At 60.9% G+C, this 6,914-nt stretch carries 8 protein-coding genes; 4 read left to right on the forward strand and 4 right to left on the reverse strand.

All coding sequences use genetic code 11. From position 1 onward, the window contains the following. Positions 1 to 16: 16 nt before the first annotated feature. From F3H58_RS12150 to F3H58_RS12160, 3 genes are all read right to left on the reverse strand, one after another. A complete protein-coding gene (locus F3H58_RS12150; RefSeq protein ID WP_149742341.1) occupies positions 17 to 1,240 on the reverse strand; it encodes a CmpA/NrtA family ABC transporter substrate-binding protein in 1,224 nt (407 codons plus the stop codon). A 78-nt stretch (positions 1,241 to 1,318) separates the two neighbouring features. After that, positions 1,319 to 2,059: a helix-turn-helix transcriptional regulator gene (locus F3H58_RS12155; protein WP_149742342.1), complete on the reverse strand. Its 741-nt coding sequence runs from the start codon at positions 2,057 to 2,059 to the stop codon at positions 1,319 to 1,321. Between the two features lie 211 nt (positions 2,060 to 2,270). Next, a complete protein-coding gene (locus F3H58_RS12160) occupies positions 2,271 to 3,140 on the reverse strand; it encodes an IclR family transcriptional regulator (protein WP_188128889.1) in 870 nt (289 codons plus the stop codon). Positions 3,141 to 3,211: 71 nt separating this feature from the next. Here F3H58_RS12160 and F3H58_RS12165 point away from each other — a divergent pair, with 71 nt between their 5' ends. Genes F3H58_RS12165 through F3H58_RS12180 form a run of 4 tightly spaced genes read left to right on the forward strand, consistent with a single transcriptional unit; the run spans position 3,212 to position 6,445 of the window. Further along, positions 3,212 to 3,994 carry an SDR family NAD(P)-dependent oxidoreductase gene (locus F3H58_RS12165; protein WP_188128890.1) on the forward strand — a complete coding sequence of 261 codons (783 nt, stop codon included), beginning with the start codon at positions 3,212 to 3,214 and terminating at the stop codon, positions 3,992 to 3,994. Next, positions 3,994 to 4,908 (forward strand): 2-dehydro-3-deoxygalactonokinase, encoded by a 915-nt coding sequence (locus tag F3H58_RS12170; RefSeq protein WP_149742344.1) that lies wholly within the window; start codon positions 3,994 to 3,996, stop codon positions 4,906 to 4,908. The genes F3H58_RS12165 and F3H58_RS12170 overlap by 1 nt, the downstream gene beginning before the upstream one ends. Before the next feature lie 15 nt (positions 4,909 to 4,923). Next, positions 4,924 to 5,553 (forward strand): 2-dehydro-3-deoxy-6-phosphogalactonate aldolase, encoded by a 630-nt coding sequence (locus F3H58_RS12175; protein WP_149742345.1) that lies wholly within the window; start codon positions 4,924 to 4,926, stop codon positions 5,551 to 5,553. A 4-nt stretch (positions 5,554 to 5,557) separates the two neighbouring features. Continuing rightward, on the forward strand, positions 5,558 to 6,445 hold the full coding sequence (locus tag F3H58_RS12180; protein ID WP_149742346.1) for an SMP-30/gluconolactonase/LRE family protein: 888 nt from the start codon (positions 5,558 to 5,560) through the stop codon (positions 6,443 to 6,445). A gap of 170 nt (positions 6,446 to 6,615) precedes the next feature. Here the strand turns inward: F3H58_RS12180 and F3H58_RS12185 are convergent. Continuing rightward, positions 6,616 to 6,914, reverse strand: a 299-nt coding sequence (locus F3H58_RS12185; protein WP_149742347.1) for a transposase, incomplete at its 5' end; no start/stop codon positions are given.

Raw genomic sequence — 6,914 nt, forward strand, 5'->3', positions numbered from 1 at the left:
ATTTAACGCTGCGGTTTCAGATTTCGTCGTCCATCGCCAGCGTTTCCGGATCGAAAATATGGCCGTCGAAAAAACAGTCGGGGCCGAGCACCAGACCCGTGCGGGATGCGCCGACATGAACAGGCTCGCGCAGCGTGCCCTCGAGCTTCAGATTAGCACCCGGCACCGGCACGAAAAGCGGCTTCATCGCCTTGCGGAAAATATCCGGCCGGTAGGCGTTGCGGGCCGCCTCCACCATGGCGGGATCGAACCGGTAATCGGCGGAAACCTCGCCCCAGCGCAACATCTGGCTGAAGAACCACAGGGCCTGGCTCTGCCATGGAAAATTGGCGGCCTTGGCGCTCGTCACGAAAAACTCCTGAAAGCGCTGCATGTCCCGCTGCGAGGTGGAAATATAGCCCGTCAGCGCCGGCAGCAGGAAATCGCCGTTCTCATCCATATATTGAGGGGCGGCGAGGATGCCGGCCAGTTCCTCGATATTGGCGGCATTGGCGCACCATTCGCCAGCGCGGTAAAGGGCGCGCAGCAGCCCTTCGAGAAGGGCTGGGTTGTCCTCCGTCCACCGCTTCTTCGCGGACAGTATCTTTTCCGGCGCATTGTGCCAGATCAACGCCCCGGTGGTGACGATCCGGCCGGCGCCGCCGAGCACCACGGCGCTGCCCGCCGGTTCGGCGGTACAGAGCGCATCGACCTTGCCGCTTTCCAGGAGCCCCGGCATCGCCTTCGGCAGGGCCTCGACGATTTCCATATCCCGGCCGAGTAGCACGCCGCAGCTTCCGAGCAGGTAACGCAGCGCATAAAACGGCGTGGAGACGATATCCTCGACCGCAAAGACCGGCGGATTTCCACCCGCCGCCCGGCGCGCGGCGCAGACACGGGCCATGGCGCGTCCAAAAGCCGCCGGGTCCGGCAGCTTCAGCCCTTCGCGGTAGAGCTCGTCATAAAATCCGTGGGAAACGGTCGTTGCGGATCCACCGAGCGAAAGCGTGAAAACGCCGACAATATCGGCCGGCAGATCGTCGAGGCCGACAGCGGAGCCGACGGGAACCGGAGCGGGCAGATGCGCGACGTGAACGCCATCCTCGCCAAGCGCCGCAAGCACGGCGCGGGCGGACTGTTTTCGGAAAAGTTCGAGTTCTATGCCTTCATCGGCAGCAAAGCCTTTTTCGGCAGCGGCTATCAGCACGGCGCAATCGATAGTCGGAGAAAATCCTGCTTTTACCTTATGCCGTTCCGGCAAACGATTTCTCCTTTCCGGTGATTCGAAAAGAGGATCGCCCAGGAAGCGGTTTATCACAATGATAAAATTAAGATTTCGCTATTTTATCAGGCCGACCCGCAGCGCTTTTGCGACGGCCTGGGTGCGGTTGACCGTGTCGAGTTTTTTCGTCGCACGGTTCAGGTAATGATTGATGGTATGTTCCGACAGCATCATGATTTCAGCGATTTCGGCGCTGGTCTTGCCGGCGGCGGTCCAGTTCAGGCAGTCGATCTCCCGCTCGCTCAAGGTTTCGGGGACCCTGAGATCGAGGCGGCGGATTTCAGACAGCCGGGCAAAGACATGGCTGGAAATGTAAAAAAGCTCCGCAAGCCGGCTGGCGGGCACAGCCGTCTTGTTGCCGGAAAAGGATACCGCGCCCCGTCGCATGGTGATGTCGTGGACGGGGAACCAGACCGAATTGATCATCTCGAACCGTTCGAAAAGGTTGATTACGGTTTTCCTGGCGATTTCTCCGTCGCCTCTGACCAGAAAATCCATGGAGACGGAAAAGGGGACGGTCGATTTTTTCAACTGCGCCATCACCCGGCTGGTCTGGAGCATGCCCTCTTCATCGTAACGCTGCAGAAGCTCGGCCGGCCAGCTGGTGATGATCGTATATTGCGACAGTTCGCTCGCTACTTCCGAAGACAGGTCGAGCACCATGAAAGCCCTGAATTCCCAGGCCTCCGTCAGCCGTTTCAGAAACCGGAATATATCGAATTGCGTGTTGAGATCGGCGATCTCGCGAACGCAATCAACACCAATCGTCTGAACGGCGGCCGTCTCTGTTTTCTGCATCAAAGCTGTTCTTCGAGAATGAGAAAATGCCGCCGCAAAGGCCCGCCCTTGCCCGGAAATTGTTGCGGATGTTACTCAGCAAAACGATTCATGCAAACAAAAGTTGAAAACTTAATTCAGAATAGTCGAAAATAATGTCGAACGCATCTGAATGGGTCCATGGCCGGCGGTTCCGCACAGGAAAATCCAAAGGCTGCGCGCCCTGTTTTCTTCAACCATCCGCAACCGGGGACAATCTGCAGGCTAGATCGTCGGAAATCCTGTCGGCTGTCTCGCGCACCAGAGGGGCCCATTTGCGAAGCTGTTCCACATCCACGCGATAGGCCGGGCCGGTGACGGAAATCGCCGCGCGAAAATTGCGGCCGGGCGCCCGGACGGGTGCTGCGACGCAGTGAATTCCGATCTCGTGCTCCTGAAGGTCGAACCCGTAGCCGTTGTCGCGAATGGTCGCCACCTCCGCCATCAGCGCTTCCGGCGTCGTGACCGTGCTTTCCGTGAAGCGATGAAAATCCAGTTCCGCAGCCAGCTGCGCCAGATCGTCGGCGGAGAGCAGCGACAGCGCCGCCTTGCCCACTCCGGTGCAATAGGCTGGCGAGGTTTTGCCGACCTGCGAATGCATGCGCAATGTATGCTGCCCCTCCATCTTGTCGAGATAGGTGACCTGTCTGCCGTTCAGCACGGCGAGATGCACCGACTCCTGGGTCACCTCCTGCAACGCCGCCAGATGGGGAGCCGCGACGCTGCGCAGGTCGTTGCCGCTCCAGGCTTTCGCGGCCAGTTGCAGCAACCTCAGCCCCACGGCATAGGTCTGATCGGCAGCGTGATCGACAAGGCCTTCGGCGACAAGATGGGCGAGCTGGCGATGAACCGTGCCGCGCGGCTGGCCGCAGGCTTCGACCACATCGGTAAAGCGCATCGGTTTTTCAGCAAAGGCGATCAGCTCCAGCAGCGAGACGGCCTTGCCGAGCGTGCCCGTCTCAACTCCGGTTTTCCGTTGCATCACCGGAACCGCATCAGGCTTTTGCCTATTGGGCTTTTTATTATCGGGCATGGCAACATCCACCATCATCTGCCTTGACATAAGCGTGACGCCAAGAGAATAATTCCATTTAGTAAAATCTAGTTCCAAATAATGGAACAATCAAGCCTTTCATGGACGAGATGACGCCGATGACGCAAGCCCAATTTCCGGACCTCAAGGATGCGGGCGTGCTCGTCACCGGCGGCGGTTCCGGCATCGGGGCATCGCTGGTGGAAGCCTTTGCGATGCAGGGCGCAAAGGTTTCGTTCATCGATATCGCCGAAGAGCCGAGCCTAGCGCTCGTCAAACGGCTTGCGACAACGACGCCGCATCCAGTCCACTTCTTCAAGACCGACCTTCGCGATATTGCGGCAATCGGACAGACGGTGGAGGCCGCGGCTTCCGCCACCGGCGGCATCAAGGTGCTGGTCAACAACGCCGCCTGGGACGACCGCCACGACATAGACACGGTGACGGAAGCCTATTGGGACGCCAATCAGGCGGTCAATCTCAAGCAGATGTTCTTCACGGTTCAGGCAGCCCTGCCCTATCTGCGGCAGGCGAAGGACGCCTCCATCGTCAATTTCTCGTCCATCTCGTTTCTGCTCAACATGGGCGAGTTGCCCTCCTATGCGGCGGCCAAGGCCGGCATTATCGGGCTGACGAAAAGCCTCGCCGGCCGGCTGGGCCCGGAAAACATCCGCGTCAACACGCTGCTGCCCGGCATGATCGTGACGGAGCGACAGAAGGAACTTTGGCTGACGGATGAGGGCATTGCCGCCACCACCGCGCGGCAATGTCTGAAGCGCACGCTCGTCGCCGCCGATCTGGCGGGCCCTTGCCTGTTTCTCGCATCATCAGCATCGAGCGCCATCACGGCGCAATCAATAATCGTAGACGGAGGCCTCCTATAATGTCTGAAGCCGCTTTCATCGCCGTCGACTGGGGCACGACCAGTTTCCGGCTCTGGCTCATGAGCCGATCGGGCGCGGTGCTGGCGGAGCGCAGAAGCACGGAAGGCATGACCACCGCCATGCGGACCGGTTTTGCCGATGTGCTGCAATCGCACCTCGACGCCATCGGCGCGCCGGAAGGTTTGCCGGTTCTCGTCTGCGGCATGGCAGGCGCGCGGCAGGGCTGGGTCGAGGCGGGTTATATCGATGTGCCGACATCGCTTTCGGCGGTTCTCGACGGCGCGGTTCGCGTGCCGGGCCAGGCGCGGGACGTGCGCATTCTGCCGGGGCTGGCGCAGCGGGATAAAAACGCGCCCGACGTCATGCGCGGCGAGGAAACGCAATTGCTTGGGGCTCTCGCTTCCTCGGACGCCGGTGAGAAACTTGTCTGCATGCCCGGCACCCATTCCAAATGGGTGACCGTGAAGAATGGCGGCGTGACGGGGTTCGCCACGTTCATGACCGGCGAACTCTTCGAAGTCGTCTCGAAACAGACCATCCTTTCCCATGCGGTGGCCGAGGCCGAAGCCTTTACCGGCAAGCATGAGGCTTTCACGGCGGCGGTGCGCGACATCTATGCCAATCCGCAGCTTGCGACCAATCGCTTTTTCACCCTTCGATCCGGCCAGTTGCTGCATGGCCTCGCCGCCACCGACGCCAAGGCCAAGCTCTCCGGCATCATGATCGGGCTGGAAATCGCCGGCGCGCATTCCACCGCGCGGCGCGAGACGCCGGTGGTGCTGATCGGTTCCGGTACGCTCGGCGCCCTTTACGAAGGCGCCTTCACCGCCCTTGATATCCACTATACGGTCATCGATGCAGACGAGGCCGTGCGGCGCGGATTGCTGGCCGCTGCAAACGCCATCTGGCCATGAGAAGAAAGATCGACCATGCGTATTCCCTTCCCTTCCATCAAATATCCGCTGATCGCCATCCTGCGCGGTCTGAAACCCGAGGAAACCGAAGGCGTCGTCGGCGCGCTGATCGAAACCGGCTTCCGCGCCATTGAAATTCCGCTCAATTCGCCCGATCCGTTCCGCTCCATCGAGATCGCCGCGAAGATGGCGCCCGCCGATTGCCTGATCGGCGCTGGCACCGTGCTCAGCGTGGAAGACGTGGCCTCGCTGGATGCGGCGGGCGGCAAGCTGATGGTGAGCCCCAATGCCGACGCCGATGTGATCGTTGCCGCACGCGTCAAGGGCATGGTGACGATGCCGGGTGTTCTAACCCCCACCGAGGCGCTTGTGGCCGCAAAGGCTGGCGCGACCGGGCTGAAGTTCTTTCCCGCCAGCATCATCGGCCCCACCGGCATCAATGCGATCCGGACGATCCTGCCGAAGGATCTGGTCATCGCCGCCGTCGGCGGCGTCTCGGACAAGAATTTCGCTGAATATACCTCGGCCGGTATCGTGGCTTTCGGGCTTGGCACCAGCCTTTACAAGCCGGGCATGACGGCGGCGGAGGTGCGCGAACGCGCCACTGTCACACTTTCAGCCTATGATGCAGCCATCGGAGGATAAGAGCTTGGCGACTGTTTTTCCCTTTGCCGGACGTGTTCTGGACGAGACGCCGATGCTGCTCGGCGAAGGCCCGACCTTCGACCCTGCGACCGGCACCGCCTGGTGGTTCAATATTCTCGAGCGGGAACTGCATGAGCTGCATCTCGCCTCCGGCCGCAAGACCGTGCACGCTTTGCCCTTCATGGGCAGTGCGCTCGCCAAGGTCAGCGACAGCAAGCAGCTGATCGCCTCCGATGACGGGCTTTTCCTGCGCGACACGGCAACCGGCGTGCTGACGCTGCATGCCGAGCTGGAAAAGGATTTGCCTGGCAACCGCTCCAATGACGGGCGCATGCACCCCTCCGGCGCGCTGTGGATCGGCACCATGGGCCGCAAGGCGGAGACCGGCGCGGGTAGCATCTATCATGTCGCGAAGGGCACCGTGACGAAGCTGTTTGCCGAGATCAGCATTCCGAATTCGATCTGCTTCTCGCCCGATGGCGCGACGGGATATTACGTCGATACCAAGGTGAACAAGCTGATGCGGGTGCCGCTCCATGCCGGGACCGGCCTTCCCGCAGGCGAGGCTGAAGTCTTCATCGATTCCACCGGTATCAAAGGCGGCATCGACGGGTCGGTCTGCGATGCCGAAGGGCATATCTGGAACGCCCGCTGGGGCGTGGGCGCTGTGGATCGTTACGATGCGGACGGCAATCACATTGCCCGATATGAGGTGCCCGGCGGACAGACGACCTGCCCGGCCTTCATCGCCCCCGACGCATCGCGCCTTCTCGTCACCTCGGCGCGCGAAAATCTCGATGATGACGCCCTTGCCGAAAATCCGCAGCATGGGTTGACGTTCGAGCTGGGGGTTGAGGTGAAGGGTCGGTTCGAGCCGCTTTACAGGCTCTAAGGCGCGGGTTCGGAAAAACAGCGCCTCAAACGCTCAATGTAATGGCGTTCCAGAATCCCTCATTCCTGTGCTTGTCACAGGAATCCAGTCAGCCCAAGTCCTTGGGCTGAAAAGACTCCTCCCGCCGCGCAGACGCGCGTCGGCTGGCAACTGTATTGATGCATGTTGTTTCAAGCTGCTTGGAATGTGGTTTTATCCCTGAGCATGGCGTTTGCGATGACGAGCAGTTTGCGGGCGATGGCAATGATCATGACCTTGAACGGTTTGCCTTTGGCCTGCATGGCCTGAACCATGCGGGCGAATGGCGACTTTAACCGGTAGGCCACCAGCGCCGCCATGTAGAGGGCATCGCGAACGCGCTTTCGTCCGCCGCGGATATGGCGCTGGCCGCGGTGAATGCCGCTATCGGCATTGAAGGGGGCAAGGCCTGCAAGCGCCGCCATGCCGCCGGGCGAACTGTCGCCCAGTT

It is taken from the genome of Rhizobium sp. NFACC06-2, from assembly GCF_900101425.1.
GTDB lineage: Bacteria > Pseudomonadota > Alphaproteobacteria > Rhizobiales > Rhizobiaceae > Agrobacterium > Agrobacterium leguminum.

Coding starts and splice junctions, on each gene's coding strand:
- F3H58_RS12155 (WP_149742342.1), bottom strand. CDS start 2,059: ATGCAGAAAACAGAGACGGCCGCCGTTCAGACGATTGGTGTTGATTGC.
- F3H58_RS12160 (WP_188128889.1), bottom strand. CDS start 3,140: ATGTCAAGGCAGATGATGGTGGATGTTGCCATGCCCGATAATAAAAAG.
- F3H58_RS12165 (WP_188128890.1), top strand. CDS start 3,212: ATGGACGAGATGACGCCGATGACGCAAGCCCAATTTCCGGACCTCAAG.
- F3H58_RS12170 (WP_149742344.1), top strand. CDS start 3,994: ATGTCTGAAGCCGCTTTCATCGCCGTCGACTGGGGCACGACCAGTTTC.
- F3H58_RS12175 (WP_149742345.1), top strand. CDS start 4,924: ATGCGTATTCCCTTCCCTTCCATCAAATATCCGCTGATCGCCATCCTG.